The organism is Nocardia sp. NPDC019395 (assembly GCF_040632335.1).
GTDB lineage: Bacteria > Actinomycetota > Actinomycetes > Mycobacteriales > Mycobacteriaceae > Nocardia.
Genome location: NZ_JBEYBT010000001.1, coordinates 224,171 through 243,991, shown reverse-complemented (window position 1 = coordinate 243,991; position 19,821 = coordinate 224,171). Strand labels below are relative to the sequence as shown.

20 protein-coding genes and 1 pseudogene are annotated in these 19,821 nt (G+C 68.2%); 7 read left to right on the top strand and 14 right to left on the bottom strand.

Annotation, left to right across the window (positions count from 1 at the left end):
- Nucleotides 1–20: 20 nt before the first annotated feature.
- The 7 genes from carB to ABZ827_RS01115 form a co-directional block, all read right to left on the bottom strand.
- Entirely contained in the window at nt 21–3,377 is a 3,357-nt protein-coding gene (gene carB / locus ABZ827_RS01145; RefSeq protein ID WP_357231009.1) for a carbamoyl-phosphate synthase large subunit, read from the bottom strand.
- Entirely contained in the window at nt 3,377–4,498 is a 1,122-nt protein-coding gene (gene carA, locus ABZ827_RS01140; RefSeq protein ID WP_357231006.1) for a glutamine-hydrolyzing carbamoyl-phosphate synthase small subunit, read from the bottom strand. Before carA ends, carB begins: the two co-directional genes overlap by 1 nt.
- Complete coding sequence (locus ABZ827_RS01135) at nt 4,495–4,992, bottom strand: transporter (RefSeq protein ID WP_357231003.1); 498 nt, start codon at nt 4,990–4,992, stop codon at nt 4,495–4,497. Before ABZ827_RS01135 ends, carA begins: the two co-directional genes overlap by 4 nt.
- The gene (locus ABZ827_RS01130) at nt 4,992–6,323 is read right to left on the bottom strand and encodes a dihydroorotase (RefSeq protein ID WP_357231000.1); all 1,332 of its coding nucleotides are present in this window, start codon (nt 6,321–6,323) and stop codon (nt 4,992–4,994) included. The genes ABZ827_RS01135 and ABZ827_RS01130 overlap by 1 nt, the downstream gene beginning before the upstream one ends.
- Nucleotides 6,320–7,276, bottom strand: a complete 957-nt coding sequence (locus ABZ827_RS01125) for an aspartate carbamoyltransferase catalytic subunit (RefSeq protein ID WP_357230998.1) — start codon at nt 7,274–7,276, stop codon at nt 6,320–6,322. Before ABZ827_RS01125 ends, ABZ827_RS01130 begins: the two co-directional genes overlap by 4 nt.
- Nucleotides 7,273–7,917: a bifunctional pyr operon transcriptional regulator/uracil phosphoribosyltransferase PyrR gene (gene pyrR, locus ABZ827_RS01120; protein ID WP_357230995.1), complete on the bottom strand. Its 645-nt coding sequence runs from the start codon at nt 7,915–7,917 to the stop codon at nt 7,273–7,275. The genes ABZ827_RS01125 and pyrR overlap by 4 nt, the downstream gene beginning before the upstream one ends.
- A 179-nt stretch (nt 7,918–8,096) precedes the next feature.
- Nucleotides 8,097–8,942 carry an SAM-dependent methyltransferase gene (locus ABZ827_RS01115; protein WP_357230992.1) on the bottom strand — a complete coding sequence of 282 codons (846 nt, stop codon included), beginning with the start codon at nt 8,940–8,942 and terminating at the stop codon, nt 8,097–8,099.
- Between the two features lie 54 nt (nt 8,943–8,996).
- Between ABZ827_RS01115 and ABZ827_RS01110 the strand changes: the two genes are divergently transcribed.
- A complete protein-coding gene (locus tag ABZ827_RS01110) occupies nt 8,997–9,593 on the top strand; it encodes a helix-turn-helix domain-containing protein (RefSeq protein WP_357230989.1) in 597 nt (198 codons plus the stop codon).
- An 83-nt stretch (nt 9,594–9,676) separates the two neighbouring features.
- Complete coding sequence (locus ABZ827_RS01105; RefSeq protein WP_357230986.1) at nt 9,677–10,303, top strand: alpha-ketoglutarate-dependent dioxygenase AlkB; 627 nt, start codon at nt 9,677–9,679, stop codon at nt 10,301–10,303.
- Between the two features lie 55 nt (nt 10,304–10,358).
- Here ABZ827_RS01105 and ABZ827_RS01100 read toward each other — a convergent pair whose 3' ends face one another.
- Nucleotides 10,359–10,928, bottom strand: coding sequence for a helix-turn-helix domain-containing protein (locus tag ABZ827_RS01100; protein WP_357230983.1), 570 nt, complete (start codon nt 10,926–10,928; stop codon nt 10,359–10,361).
- An 85-nt stretch (nt 10,929–11,013) separates the two neighbouring features.
- Here ABZ827_RS01100 and ABZ827_RS01095 point away from each other — a divergent pair, with 85 nt between their 5' ends.
- Nucleotides 11,014–11,985 carry a zinc-binding dehydrogenase gene (locus tag ABZ827_RS01095; protein ID WP_357230979.1) on the top strand — a complete coding sequence of 324 codons (972 nt, stop codon included), beginning with the start codon at nt 11,014–11,016 and terminating at the stop codon, nt 11,983–11,985.
- 29 nt (nt 11,986–12,014) lie between these two features.
- Here ABZ827_RS01095 and ABZ827_RS01090 read toward each other — a convergent pair whose 3' ends face one another.
- The 5 genes from ABZ827_RS01090 to ABZ827_RS01070 all read right to left on the bottom strand — a co-directional run bounded on the left by ABZ827_RS01090 (nt 12,015) and on the right by ABZ827_RS01070 (nt 15,177).
- Nucleotides 12,015–12,548 (bottom strand): DUF4334 domain-containing protein, encoded by a 534-nt coding sequence (locus tag ABZ827_RS01090; RefSeq protein ID WP_357230977.1) that lies wholly within the window; start codon nt 12,546–12,548, stop codon nt 12,015–12,017.
- Between the two features lie 115 nt (nt 12,549–12,663).
- Nucleotides 12,664–12,921 (bottom strand): YciI family protein, encoded by a 258-nt coding sequence (locus ABZ827_RS01085; RefSeq protein WP_357230974.1) that lies wholly within the window; start codon nt 12,919–12,921, stop codon nt 12,664–12,666.
- 1 nt (nt 12,922) lies between these two features.
- Nucleotides 12,923–13,438, bottom strand: coding sequence for a transcription antitermination factor NusB (gene nusB, locus ABZ827_RS01080; RefSeq protein ID WP_357230971.1), 516 nt, complete (start codon nt 13,436–13,438; stop codon nt 12,923–12,925).
- A 2-nt stretch (nt 13,439–13,440) separates the two neighbouring features.
- Complete coding sequence (gene efp / locus ABZ827_RS01075; RefSeq protein ID WP_357230968.1) at nt 13,441–14,004, bottom strand: elongation factor P; 564 nt, start codon at nt 14,002–14,004, stop codon at nt 13,441–13,443.
- A 36-nt stretch (nt 14,005–14,040) separates the two neighbouring features.
- Nucleotides 14,041–15,177, bottom strand: a complete 1,137-nt coding sequence (locus ABZ827_RS01070) for a Xaa-Pro peptidase family protein (protein WP_357230965.1) — start codon at nt 15,175–15,177, stop codon at nt 14,041–14,043.
- Between the two features lie 160 nt (nt 15,178–15,337).
- Here ABZ827_RS01070 and ABZ827_RS01065 point away from each other — a divergent pair, with 160 nt between their 5' ends.
- From ABZ827_RS01065 to aroB, 4 genes and pseudogenes are all read left to right on the top strand, one after another.
- Nucleotides 15,338–15,841 carry an A24 family peptidase gene (locus tag ABZ827_RS01065; RefSeq protein WP_357230962.1) on the top strand — a complete coding sequence of 168 codons (504 nt, stop codon included), beginning with the start codon at nt 15,338–15,340 and terminating at the stop codon, nt 15,839–15,841.
- 96 nt (nt 15,842–15,937) lie between these two features.
- Nucleotides 15,938–17,158, top strand: a complete 1,221-nt coding sequence (gene aroC, locus ABZ827_RS01060) for a chorismate synthase (RefSeq protein WP_357234343.1) — start codon at nt 15,938–15,940, stop codon at nt 17,156–17,158.
- A pseudogene (locus ABZ827_RS01055) lies at nt 17,158–17,676 on the top strand (shikimate kinase); the annotation flags it as partial. The gene aroC and the pseudogene ABZ827_RS01055, both read left to right, overlap by 1 nt.
- Nucleotides 17,677–18,041: 365 nt before the next feature.
- Entirely contained in the window at nt 18,042–19,160 is a 1,119-nt protein-coding gene (gene aroB / locus ABZ827_RS01050) for a 3-dehydroquinate synthase (RefSeq protein WP_357230958.1), read from the top strand.
- Between the two features lie 163 nt (nt 19,161–19,323).
- Here aroB and ABZ827_RS01045 read toward each other — a convergent pair whose 3' ends face one another.
- Nucleotides 19,324–19,797, bottom strand: coding sequence for a B-4DMT family transporter (locus ABZ827_RS01045; RefSeq protein WP_357230956.1), 474 nt, complete (start codon nt 19,795–19,797; stop codon nt 19,324–19,326).
- Between the last annotated feature and the right edge of the window lie 24 nt (nt 19,798–19,821).

The following is a 19,821-nucleotide window of genomic DNA, read 5'->3' as shown; positions in this document are numbered from 1 at the left end:
CACCCGCCGTAATTGTCCGGTCAGCCACGCAGCGCCGAATGCAGTTCCTGCAGGGAACGCACACCCAGCCCACCGGCGATACTCGCCTCGATGCCCTGGACCGCCGCCGCCGCGCCCTGCACCGTGGTGATGCAGGGGATGCTCACACCGACCGCCGCGCTGCGGATCTCGTAGCCGTCCACACGGGGGCCCGCATTTCCGTAGGGGGTGTTGAAGACCATATCGACCTCCCCGTCGCGGATCTGGTCCACGATGGACGGCTCGGGAGGTACGCTGCCATCCCCGGACGAAACCGGGTCGGAATGTTTGCGCACCTGTTCGCACGGGATCCCGTTGCGGCGCAGCATTTCCGCGGTTCCGGCGGTAGCCAGGATCCGGAAGCCGAGGTCGTGCAGGCGCTTCACCGGGAACACCATAGCGCGTTTGTCCCGGTTGGCGATGGAGACGAACACGGTGCCCTCGGTGGGCAGCGACCCGTAGGCCGCGGATTGGCTCTTGGCGAAGGCGGTTCCGAAATCGGCATCGATCCCCATCACCTCACCGGTGGATTTCATCTCCGGTGACAGCAGCGAATCCACTTGGCTGCCGTCGGGGCTGCGGAAGCGGTGGAACTGCAGTACCGCTTCCTTCACTGCCACCGGCGCGTCCAGCGGCACATGCCCGCCGTCGCCCTCGGGCAGCATGCCTTCCTTACGCAGTTCGGCGATGGTGGTGCCGAGCATGATCCGCGCCGCCGCCTTTGCCAGCGGGACCGCGGTGGCCTTGGAAACGAACGGGACCGTGCGGCTGGCGCGGGGGTTGGCCTCGAGGACGTAGAGGACATCATCCTTGAGTGCGTACTGCACGTTCAGCAGGCCGCGGACCCCGATCCCCTTGGCCAGCGCGATGGTGGAGCGCCGCACCGCCTCGATATCGCTGCGCCCCAGTGTGATCGGCGGCAGCGCACAGGCCGAGTCACCGGAGTGGATCCCGGCCTCCTCGATATGTTCCATGACCCCGCCGAGGAACACCTCGTCGCCGTCGCAGAGCGCGTCGACATCGATTTCGATGGCGTCTTCGAGGAAACGGTCCACCAGCACCGGATGTTCGGGGCTCAGTTCGGTGGCGCGGGAGATGTAGCCCTCGAGGGATTTCTCGTCGTAGACGATCTCCATCCCGCGGCCGCCGAGCACATAGGACGGCCGGACAAGTACCGGGTAGCCGATATCGGCGGCGATCTTGCGGGCCTGTTCGAAGGTGGTGGCGGTGCCGTATTTCGGCGCGGGCAGGCCCGCGGCGACCAGGACATCGCCGAATTCGCCGCGGTCCTCGGCCAGGTCGATGGCGGCGGCACTGGTGCCGACCACCGGGACCCCGGCATCGGTGAGCTTCTGCGCCAGACCCAGCGGCGTCTGCCCGCCGAGCTGGACGATCACCCCCGCGACGGTGCCGGATTCGGATTCCGCGTGGTAGACCTCGAGCACGTCCTCGAAGGTGAGCGGTTCGAAATACAGGCGGTCGGCGGTGTCGTAGTCGGTCGAGACCGTCTCCGGGTTGCAGTTGACCATCACCGTCTCGTAGCCGGCGGCCGACAGCGTCTGCGCGGCGTGCACGCAGGAGTAGTCGAATTCGATGCCCTGCCCGATACGGTTCGGCCCGGAACCGAGGATGATCACCTTCGCGCGATCGGGCTGCGGGGCTACCTCGGATTCGGCCGCGGGGTCGAGTTCGTAGGCCGAGTAGTGGTACGGGGTCTTGGCCTCGAATTCGGCGGCACAGGTATCCACCGTCTTGAACACGGGGCGCACCCCGAGCCGGTGCCGCAGCGCGCGTACTCCGGTCTCTCCCGCCAGTTCCGGCCGCAGCGCGGCGATCTGCCGGTCGGACAGCCCGTGGTATTTCGCCCGGCGCAGCAGCGGTTCGTCCAGCACCGCGCTTTCGAGAAGCTCACCGCGCAGCTCCACCAGTCCGGCGATCTCGGCGACGAACCACGGGTCGATCCCGGATGCCTCGGCGACGGCCTCGATACTCGCGCCGAACCGCAGGGCCCGTTCCACCTGGTAGATCCGGCCCTCGGTGGGCGTGCGCAGATCCTTCAGGATCGCGGCGATCGCGGTGTCCACATCAGCTTGTCCGGCCGATTCCGGCGCCCATGCTCCGTCGGCGGCGGTCCAGAAACCGGTGGCCTTGGTTTCCAGTGAGCGCAGCACCTTGCCGAGGGCTTCGGCGAAGTTGCGGCCCAGCGACATCGCCTCGCCCACCGATTTCATGGTGGTGGTGAGCGTGGGGTCGGCACCGGGAAACTTCTCGAACGCGAACCGCGGCGCTTTCACCACCACATAGTCGAGGGTGGGTTCGAAACAGGCCGGGGTTTCCTTGGTGATGTCGTTGACGATTTCGTCGAGCGTGTAGCCGATGGCCAGTTTGGCCGCGATCTTGGCGATCGGGAAACCGGTGGCCTTGGATGCCAGTGCCGAGGAACGCGAGACACGCGGATTCATCTCGATGACGATGAGCCGGCCGTCGCTGGGATCCACCGCGAACTGGATATTGCAGCCGCCGGTGTCCACGCCGACCTCGCGCAGGATCGCGATACCGAGATCACGCATCTTCTGGTACTCGCGGTCGGTGAGGGTCAGGGCGGGGGCGACGGTCATCGAATCGCCGGTGTGCACACCCATCGGGTCCACGTTCTCGATCGAGCAGACGATCACGACATTGTCGCGGCCGTCCCGCATCAGCTCGAGCTCGTATTCCTTCCAGCCCAGGATGGATTCCTCGATGAGGACGTTCGCGGTCGGCGAGGCGGCCAGGCCGCCACCGGCGATCCGGTCCAGATCCGCGTCGTCGTAGGCCATCCCGGAACCGAGCCCGCCCATGGTGAACGAGGGCCGCACGACAACCGGGAAACCGAGTTCGTCGACGGTGTCGCGGACTTCGTCCATGGTGTGGCAGACCCGCGAGCGGGCACTCTCCCCGCCGACGCTCGCCACGATATCCTTGAACTTCTGCCGGTCCTCACCGCGCTGGATAGCCTCGAAATCCGCGCCGATCAGCTCGACACCGTACTTCTCCAGCACACCGCGCTCGTGCAGGGCGACCGCGGTGTTCAGCGCGGTCTGCCCGCCCAGAGTGGCCAGCAGGGCGTCCGGTCGTTCCTTCTCGATGACCTTTTCGACGAATTCCGGGGTGATCGGTTCCACGTAGGTGGAATCGGCGAATTCCGGATCGGTCATGATGGTCGCCGGATTGGAGTTGACCAGCGAAACCCGCAGTCCCTCCGAGCGCAGCACCCGGCAGGCCTGGGTACCCGAATAATCGAATTCGCACGCCTGGCCGATGACGATCGGGCCCGATCCGATGACCAGAATATGTTCGAGATCGGTACGGCGAGGCATCAGGCTCCCTTCATCTGACCGGCGAACCGGTCGAACAAGTACGCGGCGTCATGGGGTCCGGCGGCCGCTTCCGGGTGGTACTGCACGGAGAAGGCGCGGCCGTCCACCAGCCGCACGCCCTCGACGGTGCCGTCGTTGGCGCAGACATGGCTGACCTCGGCTTTACCGAACGGGGTATCGAACTGTTCACCGCGCTCGCCCTCCAGCGCGAAACCGTGGTTCTGCGCGGTGATCGAGATGCGGCCCGTCTCGTGCTCGACAACCGGGATATTGATCCCCCGGTGCCCGAACTTCATCTTGTAGGTGCCCCGGCCGAGCGCGCGGCCCAGAATCTGGTTTCCGAAGCAGATACCGAACAGCGGCAGGCCCTTGTCGAGCAGGCCCTGGGTGAGCGCGACCGCGGTATCGGCGGTGGCCGGATCACCGGGGCCGTTTGACAGGAACGCACCGTCGGGTTTCAGTTCCAGGATCTTGTCCAGGCTCGCCGACGACGGAACAACATGCACCCGCATGCCACGCTCGGCGAACATGCGCGGGGTATTGGATTTGATACCGAGGTCCACCGCGACCACCGTGAACCGGGGCGTGCCCTCGGGTTCGACGGTGTAGATCTCCTCGGTGCTGACCTCACCGGCCAGATCGGCCCCGAGCATCGACGGCTGACCGGTCACCCGGGAGACCAGCTCCGCGGTCTCGGCGAGCGCGGGCCCGGAGAAGATACCGGCCTTCATCGAGCCGCGACTGCGCAGATGCCGCACCACCGCACGGGTATCGATCCCGGCGATCCCGACGATGTTCTGCTCTTCCAGCTGCCCCGGCAGGGTTCCGGTGGCGCGCCAGTTCGACGCGCGGCGCGCGGGGTCGCGTACGGCATAGCCCGCGACCCAGATCCGCTGGGATTCGTCGTCCTCGTCGTTCCAGCCCGTATTGCCGATCTGCGGGGCCGTCGCCACCACGATCTGCCGGTGGTAACTCGGATCGGTGAGCGTCTCCTGGTAACCGGTCATCGCGGTGCAGAACACCGCCTCGCCGAGGGTCTGCCCGACCGCGCCGTAGGCGGTCCCGCGGAACACCCGCCCGTCCTCGAGGACCAGGGCCGCGGCTGTTGTCGTACTCGTCATCGTTCGTCTTCTCCCGTCGTTGCCCGCGCCCAAGCCGGATACACCGTTTTGTCGTCGCCCCGGAAACCGGTATCGATCTCGGTCCCGGTCGGCAGCGTCCAGCGGATCACCAGGACGCCGCCTTCGGTCATGACCTTGCCCGCGTGCCCGCGTTCGGTCCGGATGGCGGTGATGGATTCCTCCGGTATCCAGATCGCGGAGGCGCCCTGGCGTGCCAGCAGGATCCCGTGTTCGTACCGAGTCAGCTCCGCGGTCGCCCGGTAGCCCAGGTCGCCGACGGCTATCCGGTCCTGCCAGCTCGGCGCCATCGTGCTGCCGAGGTAGAGGCCGGTGGTCGTTTCCAGCACCTCCGCACCGGTGTCATCCGGTACCGGTGGCAGCTCGCCGATCCGCTCCTCCTGCCGGGCCGCGCGGTTACGCCAGCCCCGGTACATCAGATAGACGGCCAGCGCCCACAGCAGCACGCAGAGGACGACCCAGAGTGTCCGTTCCATCAGCGGCCTCCTACCGGAGCGGGGGCTGCGGCCACACCGTCGCGGGCGGTGATCCGGCCGCGCAGGACCGTGGTGGTCACCCGGCCGGGCAAGGTCATCGACTGGTAGGGGGTGTTACTCGAAATGCTGGCGAGATGCTCGCCCTCGACGGTCCAGCTCGCGTCCGGGTCGACCAGGACCAGGTTGGCGGGTTCGCCGACCTCGATCGGCCGCCCGTGGTCGGCGAGCCCGACGATCTCGGCGGGACGTTCGCTCATCACGCGCGCCACCCCACGCCAGTCCAGCAGACCGGGCCGGACCATGGTCTCCACGACGATCGACAACGCGGTCTGCAGGCCGAGCATCCCGGGCCGGGCCGCCGCGAATTCGCAGCATTTGTCCTGTTCGGCGTGGGGTGCGTGATCGGTGGCGACACAGTCGACGACCCCGGCGGCCAGCGCCTGGCGCAACGCCTCGGTATCGGCTCCCTCGCGCAGCGGTGGGTTCACCTTGTTCACCGCGTCATAGGTTTCCAGGCGGGCATCGGTGAGCAGCAGATGATGTGGGGTGACCTCGGCGGTGATCGCGATCCCCTGGTCCTTGGCCCATTTCACCAGTTCCACCGTGCCCGCGGTCGAAGCGTGGCAGATATGGACTCGCGCCCCGGCGTCGCGGGCCAGCAGCGCGTCTCGCGCCACGATGGATTCCTCGGCGGCGCGCGGCCAGCCTGCCAGACCCAGCCGGGCGGCGGTCGGGCCCTCGTGCGCGACCGCGCCACGGGTGAGCCGGGGCTCCTCGGCATGCTGGGCGATCAGCACATCGAGTGACCGCGCGTACTCCAGCGCCCGCCGCATGATCAGCGGATCGTGCACACAGTGCCCGTCGTCGGAGAACATCCGCACCGCGCCGGCACCGGCGGCCATGGTTCCCATTTCGGCGAGCTGTTCGCCCGCGAGCCCCACGGTGACAGCACCCACCGGATACACATCCACGAGCCCGACTTCCCGGCCGCGCCGCCAGACATGATCGGTGATCACCTGGGTATCGGCGACCGGCGAAGTGTTGGCCATCGCGAACACGGCGGTGTACCCGCCGAGAGCCGCTGCGGCGGAACCGGATTCGATGGTCTCGGTGTCCTCACGGCCCGGTTCGCGCAAATGTGTGTGCAGATCGACGAAACCGGGCAGCAGTACCTGCCCCGCCGCCTCGACAACCTCGGCATCACCCGCGGGCAACCCGGTCCCGATCTCCCGGATCACTCCGCCGGAGATCAGTACATCGACCTGGTCGCCTTCACCGTAGAGACGCACTCCGGTGATGAGGACAGTGTCCGCACCCGTACTCACACTCACGCCGCGGCCTCCTGGACACCGACCAGCAGGCGGAACAGCACCGCCATGCGCATATGGACTCCGTTCGTCACCTGTTGCAGCACCGCGGCGCGCGGGGAATCCGCCACCGACGACGCGATCTCCATCCCACGCAGCATCGGACCGGGGTGCAGCACCACCGCGTGCTCGTCGAGCATTCCCATCCGTCGTTCGCTCAGGCCGTAGCGGACCGCGTACTCGCGTGCCGACGGGAAGAACCCGCCGTTCATCCGCTCCGCCTGCACCCGCAGCATGAGCACCGCATCGGCGCCGGGCAGTTCGGAATCCAGATCCACCGAGACCCGCACCGGCCAGTCCTCGACACCCACCGGCAGCAGGGTGCGCGGCGCCACCAGCACCACTTCCGCGCCGAGGGTGGACAGCAGGAACGCATTGGACCGGGCCACCCGGCTGTGCAGGATATCGCCGACGATCACGACCCGCCGCCCGGCGATATCGCCCAGCCGCTGCCGCAGCGTGAGGGCGTCGAGCAGGGCCTGGGTCGGATGCTCGTGCGTACCGTCACCGGCGTTGATCACTGCCGGCACCGCGCTGCCCGACCGCCGCGACCAGTCCTCGAACCAGTGGGTGATCTGATGCGCCGCACCGGAGGACGGGTGGCGCACGATGAGCGCGTCGGCGCCGGCCGCGTGCAGCGTCAGCGCGGTATCGCGCAGCGATTCCCCTTTGGCGACAGAGGAACTGCTCGCGCTCACATTGATCACATCGGCGCTCATCCATTTGCCGGCGACCTCGAACGAGACCCGGGTCCGGGTGGAGTTCTCGAAGAACACCGTCATCACCGTGCGACCGCGCAGAGTGGGCAGTTTGCGCACTTCACGGCCCAGTAGCGCCTGTTCGAAGCGTTCGGCTTCGTCGAGCAGTTCCGTGGCGGTGGCACGATCCAGATCGGTCACCGTCAGCAGATGTCTCACTGTCCCTCCCCCTGATGCAGGAAAACGCCGTCACGGCCGTCGTGTTCGGTCAGCAGCACCGATACATCCTCGGTCCGTGAGGTGGGTACGTTCTTGCCGACGAAATCGGCTCGGATCGGCAATTCGCGATGTCCCCGGTCGACCAGGACGGCCAGTTGGACGGCGCGCGGCCGGCCCAGATCACGGAGGGCGTCGAGCGCGGACCGGACGGTGCGCCCGGAGAAGAGCACATCGTCGACCAGTACGACCAGCGCGTCCTCGACCCCGCCCTCGGGTACCGAAGTCCGTTCCAGCGGCCGGTGCGGTTTGCTGCGCAGATCGTCGCGGTAGAGCGTGATATCGAGCGACCCGAGCGCGGGGCGCACACCGGAGAATTCCTCGACCTTGTCGGTGAGCCGCGCCGCGAGCGTGGTGCCCCGGGTCGGGATCCCGATCAGCACCACGCGGGGTGTCCCCGGGTCGCCGGAGTCGAGAGCGGTACGTTCGATGATCTGGTGCGCGATCCGCGCGACGGTCCGGCCGACATCGGAGGGGGACAACAGTTCCCGTCCCGCCGCCACCCATTCCGGCGTATGCCGCTCGGTGGGTGGCGTCGCCTCGGCAGCGCCGGATGTGGCGGCCCGTTCCTCGGGCACAGCCATGCCGACCTCCTTCCCCGCCTCGCCGGACGGTCCGTTAAAGGATGTCTTACGCTGAGCAGCCTATCAGCCGCGGAACGGTACTTTTCACCAGGTGAGGCCGCTGAACAAGGTGTGAGCGCGGCCACCCGCACACCCGGGTGACCGGCGGTGTGAGCACCGCTACCCGGCCCCGGTGGCCATCATTCGCGGACTGCGAGAACCTTTCCGGCCGCATGGTCGCCGCCGAGTGTCGCCGGCCGCCCGTACGCCGCGACGAGATCGTCCCAGGCACGAAACGTGGTTCGCCAGCCGTGGGTGGCGAACCACGTTTCCGCCTCCGGGCCGAGCCCGTTGACCGGCCGCCCGCTCGCGTTGTCGGCCATGACGAGTTCACGCAGCGCGCTGTACCGCGGCGCTGCCGCATCCACCTCGAACCGCCCGATACCGAACCGGCTCCCCGGCGCGGAAAGCCGGGTCACCGCCTCGGCCACCGCGTAGGCATCGGGTCTGGCGAGGTAGCCGAGCACGCCTTCGTCGATCCAGGCGGTGGGCAGATCGGTACGAAACCCCTGCGTGAGCAGGACCCGCTCCCAGTCACCGGCCAGATCCGCGGCCACCACCCGGCGCGTGCAGACCGGCCGCGCCCGGTGCGCGGCCAGGACCGGTTCCTTGAAGTCGAAGAGTTCGGGCAGATCCACCTCGAAGAACAGCGTGCCGGGCGGGAGCGGGAGCCGGAAGGCCCGCGTGTCCAGGCCCGCGCCGAGCAGGACGATCTGCGGACAGCCCGCGTCGACGGCCTCCTGGACCGAATCGTCGACGGCTTTCACCGCGAGGGTGCGGCCCTCGTAGAACTGATCGGCCAGCGTTTCCATCCGCGACCAGCGGTCGTCGTCGAACCCCGGGCGTGCGGCGGCGAGGAAGGCCTCGGCCAGCGGGTCCGTGTACAACCCGTCGGGCCGCCCGGTCTCGCGGACGCGGATGAGCGCGACCCCGAGCGCGGTCATCGCCACGCCGGCGGTCGGGATCGGTACGGCTGGTTCGGTCATCGGCGACGCTCCTCGGAAACTTACTTGCCGCCCGGCTAGTCAACCGCGCTGCGGATGAAGTTAGGCTCCGTCCGGCAGACCGTCAAGCACGAGGAGAATCCGTTGGGCGCTCGGCGCAGCGATACCCGCGACCGCATCCGCGCTGTCGCCATGGAGCTGTTCTCGGAACAGGGCTACGAGAAGACGTCACTGCGGCAGATCGCCGAAAAGCTGGATGTCACCAAAGCCGCGCTGTACTACCACTTCCGGACGAAGGAAGATATCGTCGCCAGCCTCTCCGACGATATGCGCCGCGGTATCGACGATTTGGTCACCTGGGCGGAATCCACCCCACCGGGTAGAGCACGCGCCGAGGCAATACTCGACCGCTATGGAGCCCTGCTGCACAGCACCGGCCGGGACATGGTGCGGTTCATGCACGAGAACCAGCCCGCCTTCCGCGAGCTCGGCTTCGGCGTCAGCTTGCGTTATCAATTCCGGCTGATCGCCGATCTGATGACCGAACCCGGCCATGCGCCGCTGGAGGTCTTCCACGCCCGGCAAGCCCTGCTCGCGATCAGCTGGAGTACGGCGATGATGGGCGATCTCCCCCTGTCGGACGACGAATGCTACCGAGCCGCGATCGCTATCGCCCACGACATCCTGGGGTGATTCGCCCGGGTTGCCGAACCACTACGGCGAGCCGAATCGAACTCTTATCGAACGTATGTTCGCCTATTCGATATGCTGTAGCCATGTCGACACCGCTGCAGGGATCACTGCTCGACGGCTTCGGCGCGATCGAGCTCGAGCCGCTGACGGATATCCGCCGGACACACCTCACCAAGGGAGCCTGGGTGGATCTGCGGCCGGGGTGGTTACGCGGCGCGGACGAACTCTTCGACCACCTGACCACCGCCGTTCCGTGGTACGGCGAACGACGGCCGATGTACGACCGCGTGGTCGACGTACCGCGACTGCTGTCCTTCTACGACGAGTCCGCGGCCCTACCCCATCCCGTTCTGGCGGAGGCGCGCACCGCGCTGACCCACCATTACCGCGAGGAACTCGGCGAACCGTTCCGCACCGCCGGCCTCTGCTACTACCGCGACGGCCGGGACAGCGTGGCATGGCACGGCGATACCCTCGGCCGCGGTGCCGTGCACGACACCATGGTCGCCATCCTCACGCTGGGCGCACCCCGGCCGCTGCTACTGCGCCCCCGCGCGGGCGGTCCCAGCCTGCGATTCCAACCGGGACACGGCGACCTACTCGTAATGGGCGGATCATGCCAGCGCACCTGGGAACACGCCGTGCCGAAATCCCGGCGGGCGACCGGACCGCGGATCAGTATCCAGTTCCGGCCCCGCGATGTGCGCTGAACGCCGTCAGGAAACCACGAACCCCGAGCTCGGACAACGGATTTTCCACCGGCGACTACGGGGTTCGCAGTACCGAGCGCACCAACTCCGCCACCGCCTCCAGCAGCCGATCCGGCGCACCGGAGCGGACGAGGTCCGGCACGGTCGGCCCGGAGAGACTGTCCATCAGCAACCGGCCGACAACCTCCGCGTCCAGATCGGGCCGCGCCGCGCCGAGCAATGCGGTGATGTGATCCCGCCAGAACCGGTGGAATTCCTCGGTGCGCGGATGCGGTGGGACCGTCCGGTAAACCGCCATCAAATCCATATTGCCGATCACCAGCCGGGCCAGTGCTTCGAGAAAAGCGATCAGCCGATCCCCGGCCGGCGCACCCGGCCCCAGCGGCGGAGGCCCCTCGGTGACGGCGACCCGCAGCGTGAGCGCGCTCTCGGCGACCAATTCGTGCAAGAGACCGGCGCGATTGCCGAACCGGTGGAAGATGGTGCCTTTCCCGACGCCGGCGGCGGCTGCGACACGGTCCATGGTGACGGCTTCCGCGCCGTGTTCGGACAGCAGCGCGGCTGTCGCGTCGAGGATCGCGCGCCGGTTGCGGGCAGCATCCGCACGTTCCTTCGCCGGGCCCATCGCACCACCTTCGTTGACAAGTTGACTGACGGTCCATATGTTGGGCAACAATAAATGGACCGTCAGTCAACTTATGGAGTTTCCGATGCGGGCAATCGTAATGACGGGTACCGGCGGCCCCGAGGTCCTGGTACCTCGCAAGGTCCCGCGACCCCACCCGGACGCGGGCGAAGTACTGATCCGTGCCGCGGCCATCCCCGTCCTCTACCCCGAAACCCAGCTGCGCTCCGGAGCGTTCCCGATCGCCGCGCCCCCGCCTGTGGTCTTCGGCTACCAAGCCGCCGGCGAGATCGTCGACGTGGGTGCCGGTGTCGCACGCGATCTCGTAGGCCGGCGCGTGGTCGCCGCCACCGCCGGTTTCGGTTCCTATGCCGAATTCTCCTGCGCGAGGGCGGAGAACGCGATACCCATACCCGACAGCGTTTCGACCGAGGACGCGGCCGCCGCCATGATGAGCGGTTCGGTCGCGCTGGCGCTGCTGGAGCGGGCGAACCTGACCGGATCCGAGACCGTCGTCGTCGAAGCCGGAGCCACGGGCGTGGGGAGCTATCTGATCCAGCTCGCCCGGGAATTCGGCGCGGCCTACGTGATCGCCACGGCCGGCGGCCCCGCCAAGATCGAGCATGCCCGAGCGCTGGGCGCCGATCAGGTGATCGACCATCGAGAGGACGGGTGGACCGGCGCACTCCGCGAAAGCGCTCCCGGCACCGTCGATATCGTCTTCGATTCTCTGGGCGGCGACTCGGCAGCGGCACTCCTGCCGGCGATGACCCCCGGATCGGGCCGGATGCTCAGTTACGGCTGGCTCACCGGTGCGCCGGCACAGGTATCGGCAGCCGACCTGATAGCGGGCGGCCTCACCCTCACTGCCTGCGCGGGTCCGGCCTGGCAGGAGCGCACGAACCGGGCTCGACCCGATATCCTCCCCCGGGTCCCCGGCCTGGCACCTCAGGCCGTGACCACCCTGCCCCTCGAGCAGGCGGCCCGTGCCCACGATCTCGTGGAGTCACGGGCTCTACTGGGCAAGGTGATCCTGCAGCCGACCGCCACGATGTGATCCGGCTGTTCGCGATTTGGGCGATCGGGTCAGCGCCGCAGTACGAAGAAGTAAGGGTCGGCCATCCCGCGCATATCCATCACGCCGAGCAGGGCATCGGGCCCGAGCCGGCGGAAATGGTCGATGATCGGCCGGTGGTCGTAAACCATCGCTGCGCTGACCACACCCCGGTACTCGATATCCCGCAAGCGTGCGGTCGGTTTGCGGGTGCGCAACAGCGGGGCGAGGGTGCGCAGATTGTTGCGCACCGGGCGCAGCCATTCCGGCTTGACTTTATCCGCCAGCGAAAGCGTGACCCGGCGGGGATCCACCGCGAAAACAGTGCCGCGCTCATCGGTGAACAACAACGGATGCACCTCTTCGGGAGCATCGAACTGTTTTCCGAACCAACCGGATTCGGTCAGAATACCGTCCATCGGATGGCCGGTCGGCAGTTCTTCACCACGCCAGCGGCCGGTGGTCACCTCGTCGACCCGGGCCGCGGGGAGCCCGTCGAAGATCTCCCACGCCTGCGCGGTGGTGCAGCCGCCCTCGGGCAGCACAGTTTCGGTGTTCTCGGTCATTTCCGCGCTCCTCGAACTCTGGTGGGATGTTGCGACGAACAGCCTATCGCTGTCTCATCCCCGGCAGTACCGGCGGCGGATACCGCTCGAGCATCATCGGGCACCGGTCCGGAAATCAGCCCGTGATCTCCCACTCGTGGACCGTCAATTCCGAGGATCCCGAGGTGTGCAGCGGATCGGTGAACACCACCGCCTCCGCCGCCGCGAGGGAATCGGCGAGCACGATGTAGGCGCCCCCGGTCCCGTCGGTGAACCGGCCGGTCTCCTGCAGCATGCCCCGCGCGCGCAGGCCGTCCAGGAACTGCCGGTGCGGTTCGCCGGCAGCCGGATCGTACTCGGCCCCGCGTAACGCGAGAACCAGGTATTTACGCACGTCAGCTATCCGGTTCCGGATGCTGGTCGTCCGTGCGGGATGCCGCCGCGGCCGCCCGGATCTGCGGTGCCACCTGCACCACCTGGCCCAGGACACCGTTGACGAAGCCGGGAGAATCGTCGGTGGACAACTCCTTGGCCAGTTCCACAGCCTCGTCCACGGCGACGATCGGCGGAACATCGGTGGCGTACAGCAGTTCCCATACCGCAACCCGGAGAATGGCGCGGTCTACGGCGGGCAATCTGGACAGGGTCCAATCCTGCAGATAGGACTCGATGGTGCCGTCGACCCGGTCCAGCTCCTCGGCGATACCGTCCACCAGGATCCGGGTGTAGGCATGCACCGGCGCGACCGCCTGATCCCGCGCGGCGAGCTCGATCCGCTCGTCGGCCAGATCGGCGGGGTCGACATCACGGGCCTCGGCCTCGAACAGCAGGTCCACCGCCCGGCGACGGGCCTTGTGGCGGGCGCCGAGTTTCTTGTACGCGGATTTCTTGTCCGCCGGCTGGTCGGCCACGATCAGGAGTTGACTCGGCCCAGGTAGCTGCCGTCGCGGGTATCGATGCGGAGCTTGTCACCCGTGTTGATGAACAGCGGGACCTGGACCTCGGCGCCGGTCTCCACAGTGGCCGGTTTGGTACCGCCGGTGGAGCGATCGCCCTGCAGGCCGATATCGGTGTGGGTGACCTCGAGCTCGGCAGTCACCGGCAGTTCCACGTACAGCGGCGCACCCTCGTGCATGGCGACCTGCACGGTCATGTTCTCCAGCACGAACCGGGCCTGTTCACCGATGGTGCCCTCGGCGATGGAGATCTGGTCGAAGGTCTCCCCGTCCATGAAGACGTAATCGGAACCGTCGTGGTACAGGTAGGTCATATCCCGGCGGTCGACCGTGGCGGTCTCCACCTTCACACCGGCGTTGAAGGTCTTGTCGACGATCTTGCCGGACAGCACGTTCTTCAGTTTGGTCCGCACGAAGGCAGGACCTTTACCCGGCTTGACGTGCTGGAATTCGACGATCTGCTGGAGATTCCCGTCGATCTTCAGCACGAGGCCGTTCTTGAAGTCGCTGGTGTCCGCCACGGTGTTCGGGTCTCCTCGGTTCTCGGGCGACCGGCGTCATCCGACGACGGTCAGGTCTTTGCTGGTGTTGGTGAGCAGTTCCGGGCCCCCTTCGCGCACCACGAGCGTGTCCTCGATCCGGACCCCGCCGCGGCCGGGAAAGTACACACCTGGTTCGACGGTCACCGCCACGCCAGACTGGAGTGTACCCGTGCCGGTTTTCGCGATGCCGGGCGCTTCGTGGATGCGCAACCCCACGCCGTGACCCAAGCCGTGCACGAACAGCGAGCCGTGGCCGGCGGCGGCGATCACCTCGCGAGCCGCCGCGTCCACATCGGCGCACGGGATCCCGGGGCGCAGCGCCTCCCGGCCGGCGCGTTGCGCGGCGTGCACCAGGTCGTAGACCTCACGCTGCCAGTTCGCGGGTGGGCCGAGGACGAAAGTCCGGGTCATATCGGAGTGGTAGCCGCCCACGATCGCCCCGAAGTCGATCTTCACGAAATCACCGGTGGCCAGCACGGCGTCGGTGGGCCGATGATGCGGGATCGCGGAATTCGTCCCGGCGGCGACAATGGTCTCGAAGGCGATACCGGCGGCACCGCGTTCGAACATCGCCCATTCGAGATCCCGGGCGACCTGGCGTTCGGTGCGGCCCGGGCGCAGCGCACCGTTCTCCAGTAACGCGGCCAGCGCCTCGTCGCCGACCGTGCAGGCCGCGCGCAGCAGATCTACCTCGTAGTCGTCCTTGACCATTCGCAGCTGCTCGACAAGACCCGGAGTCGCGACGAAGTCCAGCCCGGTGCCGAGTTCGGCGAGGCCACGGTGCTGGTCGACGGTGACGATATGACTCTCGTAACCGAGACGCCCGAACTGCCACTCCCCCGCCAGTTCCACGACCCGCCGGGCCACCGCGCGGGCGATCTCGGCCCGCAGATCGGGAACCTGCTCGGCGACCTGAGTGTCGTAACGACCGTCCGTCGCGATGACCGTGCGCTCCTCGGCGGTCGCCGTATCCCACGAATGCACCAGTAGCGCGGCATTGGACCCGGTGAATCCCGTCAGATAGCGGATATTCACCAGATCGGTGACCAGCAGACCGTCGATCTCGTTCTCGACCAGCAGGTTGCGCAGCAGCCCCCGCCGCGCGGCGTAATCGGGCCGCGTCTGTGGGCCACGGCCGGAATCAGCAGACATGGGACAAAAGTACCGCCGGACCGCTTGCACTACACATGCCCGGTCCGGCGCACCGGTTCCGGAAAGCACGGTATTCACAGGATGCGGGTGGGTACTGCGGTTATCCACAATTCACGAACATGTCCGTCGCGGCACCTCGATCGCCGCGAGGGTGAGTGGTGTGACGACACTCGGATTCCTGGTCTTGGCCGGATGGTGCGTGGTTCTCAGCCGCTGCGATATCCGGAGCCGGCGGCTGCCGAATCCGCTCACCGCGACAGGAGCGGCCGGCGTCCTCTTGTACGCGGCACTGACCGGCCACTTCTGCGTCGCGGTCCGGGGCGCCGTATTACTGGCCATCCCGTACCTGCTGGTACATCTGCTGTGGTCGGCAGCGCTGGGCGCGGGCGATGTGAAATTGGCCGTGGGGCTCGGCGCGGCGGCGGCGCTCGGCGGCGGGCAGTCCTGGATGTGGTCGGCTCTCGCCGCCCCACTGTTCACCGCCGCGGCCGGGATCGGCCTGCTACTCGGCAGGCACACCGCTCCCCGGCTGTTCCGGGCCGCCGGGCCCCCCGGCGAATCACCCGGCCCGGCCCGGGCCCGCTCGCCCGGCGGCCGATCCACGGCCGTCGCACACGGCCCCTCGATGTGTGCCGCGACACTTCTCGGCCTGGCTCTGTGGTGATCACCTGGCAATCCCGCGCAGCCCCCGGCTCCGGGCCCGGTGAGCACCGCCGACCGCCTGCCCCGGCCGCGGCGCCCACATGGGAAGATGGTCGGCGTGCTGCGCTGGATAACTGCTGGAGAATCCCACGGACCCGCTCTCGTCGCCATTCTGGAGGGGATGGTCGCCGGTGTCGAGGTGACCTCGGCGGAGATCTCCGCACAGCTGGCGCGCCGCCGGCTCGGCTACGGTCGCGGCGCCCGGATGAAATTCGAGGCGGACAAGGTATCCGTGATCGGCGGGGTCCGGCACGGGCGCACCATGGGCGGGCCGGTCGCGATCGAGGTCGCCAATTCCGAATGGCCCAAATGGACCACGGTGATGTCCGCCGATCCGGTGGACGAGGCCGAACTCGCCGAACTGGCCCGCAACGCCCCGCTGACCCGGCCGCGCCCCGGCCACGCCGACTATTCCGGAATGCTGAAATACGGCTTCGACGATGCCCGCCCGGTGCTGGAACGGGCCAGTGCCCGGGAAACCGCCGCGCGGGTCGCGGCCGGCACCGTGGCGCGGGCTTTCCTGCGCCAGGCGCTCGGGGTGGAGGTCGTCTCCCATGTCGTCGCCATCGGCACCGCGGCGAACACCACCGGCGTGGTCCCCGGCGCGACAGATCTGGCCGCGATCGACGAGAGCCCGGTCCGGGCTTTCGACACCGCGGCCGAGGCCGCCATGATCGCCGAGATCGAGGCGGCGAAAAAGGACGGCGATACCTTGGGTGGTGTCGTCGAGGTGGTCGTCAGCGGGCTCCCGATCGGACTGGGTTCCTTCACCAGCGGCGAGAACCGGCTGGACTCGCGACTCGCGGCGGCACTCATGGGGATCCAGGCGATCAAGGGTGTCGAGGTCGGCGACGGCTTCGAGACGGCCCGGCGGCGCGGCAGCCTGGCACACGACGAAATGCGCCCCGGCCCCGACGGCGTGCTGCGCTCCACCAACCGCGCGGGCGGCCTGGAGGGCGGGATGACCAACGGCGAGGCGCTGCGGGTCCGCGCGGCGATGAAGCCCATTTCCACCGTCCCCCGGGCGCTGGCCACGGTCGATATGTCCACCGGAGCGGAAGCATCGGCGATCCACCAGCGCTCCGATGTATGCGCGGTACCGGCCGCGGGAGTCGTCGCCGAGTCCATGGTGGCGCTGGTGGTGGCGCAGGCGGCGCTGGAGAAGTTCGGTGGCGACTCTGTCTCCGAAACGGTGAGCAACCTCGACGGGTACCTGAAGCGGATCAGCGGGCGCCCGCATCTGACCCCGGGCGAACCCATCGCCGCCGATCCGGCGTAATGATCGAGCAGACCGGTCCGCACAGCCCGCGGGTGGTGCTGGTCGGCCCGCCGGGCGCGGGAAAGACGACCATCGGCCGGAAACTGGCCCGCGAACTCGGGGTCGAGCTCTACGACACCGACGCCGGTATCGAAGAGGCCACCGGACGGACCATCCCCGAAATCTTCGCCGCCGACGGTGAGCCGGAATTCCGCCGGATCGAGGAAGAAGTGGTGGGCCGCGCCCTGCGCACCGAGCCAGGCGTGGTCTCGCTCGGCGGCGGCGCGATCCTGTCCGAGACCACTCGCGCGCTGCTGCGGGAACAAACAGTGGTGTACCTGGAGATCAGTATCGCCGAGGGTCTGCGCCGCACCGGTGCCACGAATACCCGGCCGCTGCTCGGCGGAGCCGATCCGGGCACGAAGTACCGGGAACTCATGCGGATCCGGCGGCCGCTCTATCGGGAGGTCGCGTCCGTGCGCCTACGCACCGACGGGCGCAGCCCGGGCCGGGTGGTCCGCGCGATCATGGGAAAACTCTCCCTCGATTCCGTCCTGGCCGAGACAACGAAGACGGATACCTCCACCGGTTCGAACCCGAAGCGCACCAGTAGGTCCCGCGCCCGTCGCCGAGCCCGGGCACGGCGCGCGGCCGCCGCCGCGCAGGCGGCGAAGGCGCCGGCCACCGAGAACCAGGGCACCGACGATGCCACGGCGAAGAACCGGGCCGAGAGGGCGGAGGCGAGTTCCGGCGCGACCGGCACCGGTTCCGACCGGTCCGAATCCACCGACAACGGTGTGCGCACGCCCGGGCGCTCCCGGCGGGCGCGGGCCCGGCGGGCGCGGGCACGTCGGCAACAACGCGAACAGGCCGAGCAGACACAGACAGGAACGGAGCAGCCCAGGTGACAGAACCGACACGTATCGAGGTCCGCACGGCACAGCCCTATCCGGTGATCATCGGCCGCGGTTTGCTCGGTGATCTCGTCGAGGTCGTGACCGGTTCCGGTGGCGCACGCACCGTCGCCCTCTTCCACCAGCCGTCGCTGGTCGAAACAGCCGAGGTGGTACGCACGGCGCTGGCCGACGCCGGGCTCGACGCGCACCGGATCGAGATCCCGGACGCGGAGGCAGGTAAGGAACTTGCCGTCGCGGGATTCTGCTGGGAGGTACTGGGCCGGATCGGCCTGACCCGTAGCGATGTGGTGGTCAGCCTCGGCGGTGGCGCGGCCACCGACCTCGCGGGTTTCGTCGCCGCCACCTGGATGCGCGGAGTGAAGATCGTGCATGTCCCGACCACCCTGCTGGCGATGGTGGACGCGGCGGTCGGCGGTAAGACCGGTATCAACACCGAAGCCGGTAAGAATCTGGTGGGTTGTTTCCACGAACCGTCGGCGGTGCTGGTGGATCTGGTGACCCTGGAAACCGTGCCGCGCAACGAGATCGTCGCCGGTATGGCCGAGATCATCAAGGCCGGGTTCATCGCCGACCCGGTGATCCTCGAGTTGATCGAACGGGATCCGGAGGCCGCGCTCGACCCGACCGGTGAGGTGCTGCCGGAGCTGATCCGGCGCGCTGTCGCCGTCAAAGCGGAGGTGGTCGCGGCCGACCTCAAAGAGTCCGCGCTGCGCGAGATCCTCAATTACGGCCACACCCTGGGCCATGCCATCGAACGCCGGGAGCGCTACCGCTGGCGTCATGGCGCGGCCGTCGCGGTGGGCCTGGTATTCGCCGCCGAGCTGGGCCGGCTGGCCGGTCGTCTCGATGACGCCACCGCGGACCGGCACCGCAGCGTCCTGGAAAGCGTCGGCCTGCCCACCACCTACGATCCCGACGCTCTGCCGCAGCTGCTGGAAGGTATGCAGACCGATAAGAAGACCCGATCCGGCGTGCTGCGTTTCGTCGTACTCGACGGGCTGGCCAAACCGGGCCGGTTGGAGGGTCCCGATCCCGCATTGCTCGCGGCCGCGTATTCGGCTGTTGCCGGAGCGGGCACGACCGGGGGCAGCGCCGTCCTGTTGTGACCGGATGCTGACGACGGCCGGGATTCCCGGCCGTCGACCCGGCGATCAGCCGGCAACAAGGGCGATCAGCCGGCAACAAGAACGGTGGCCGTCGCCGCATACCGGTAGCGGCAGATGTCCATCCGTCCGGGCCCGCCGCTACCGGCGGGCGGATGGAGTGGGCTCAGGCAGGCGAACCGGCGGGTGTCAGTGTCTCGGTGGAAGCCGGGCGATCGTGTTCGCGGCGCGCAAGTAACCGGCCCACCGCGACGCCGACAAGGCCCGGCACGAAGATCAGCAGCACGATGAACGCGGAGGCTGCGGTCGATTCGAACAGCAGCCCGGCGTCGCCGAGATCGATCTTCGGAACGAAATCCAGCGCCCAGGAGACCAGGCCGCAACCGATACCGCCGACGACCGCGGCCTGCAGCCACAGAATCGTCAAGTCGGCGCCGTGCTCGGAATTCGGGTTGGCCCGCCGATCGGCGCGGCCGTCCCGCAGCCCCCACGCCACCGCGGCGCCGATCAGCGCCACCAGGCACAACAGTCGCAACCACAGCCCGTAGGTCGGGACGAACCCCATCGCGAATCCGAGGAGTACCCGGAGCACGACGGCCAGTCCACCGAGCGCCAGTGCCCGCAACAACCACGCAGTCATGCCGATCACCATAACGCCCCTCGC

Bases quoted from the DNA above. Each gene is read 5' to 3' on its own strand.
- carB (WP_357231009.1), bottom strand. From the start codon at position 3,377: ATGCCTCGCCGTACCGATCTCGAACATATTCTGGTCATCGGATCGGGC.
- carA (WP_357231006.1), bottom strand. From the start codon at position 4,498: ATGACGAGTACGACAACAGCCGCGGCCCTGGTCCTCGAGGACGGGCGG.
- ABZ827_RS01135 (WP_357231003.1), bottom strand. From the start codon at position 4,992: ATGGAACGGACACTCTGGGTCGTCCTCTGCGTGCTGCTGTGGGCGCTG.
- pyrR (WP_357230995.1), bottom strand. From the start codon at position 7,917: ATGGCTGTGCCCGAGGAACGGGCCGCCACATCCGGCGCTGCCGAGGCG.
- ABZ827_RS01115 (WP_357230992.1), bottom strand. From the start codon at position 8,942: ATGACCGAACCAGCCGTACCGATCCCGACCGCCGGCGTGGCGATGACC.
- ABZ827_RS01110 (WP_357230989.1), top strand. From the start codon at position 8,997: ATGAAGTTAGGCTCCGTCCGGCAGACCGTCAAGCACGAGGAGAATCCG.
- ABZ827_RS01105 (WP_357230986.1), top strand. From the start codon at position 9,677: ATGTCGACACCGCTGCAGGGATCACTGCTCGACGGCTTCGGCGCGATC.
- ABZ827_RS01100 (WP_357230983.1), bottom strand. From the start codon at position 10,928: ATGGGCCCGGCGAAGGAACGTGCGGATGCTGCCCGCAACCGGCGCGCG.
- ABZ827_RS01095 (WP_357230979.1), top strand. From the start codon at position 11,014: ATGCGGGCAATCGTAATGACGGGTACCGGCGGCCCCGAGGTCCTGGTA.
- ABZ827_RS01090 (WP_357230977.1), bottom strand. From the start codon at position 12,548: ATGACCGAGAACACCGAAACTGTGCTGCCCGAGGGCGGCTGCACCACC.
- ABZ827_RS01070 (WP_357230965.1), bottom strand. From the start codon at position 15,177: ATGTCTGCTGATTCCGGCCGTGGCCCACAGACGCGGCCCGATTACGCC.
- ABZ827_RS01045 (WP_357230956.1), bottom strand. From the start codon at position 19,797: ATGACTGCGTGGTTGTTGCGGGCACTGGCGCTCGGTGGACTGGCCGTC.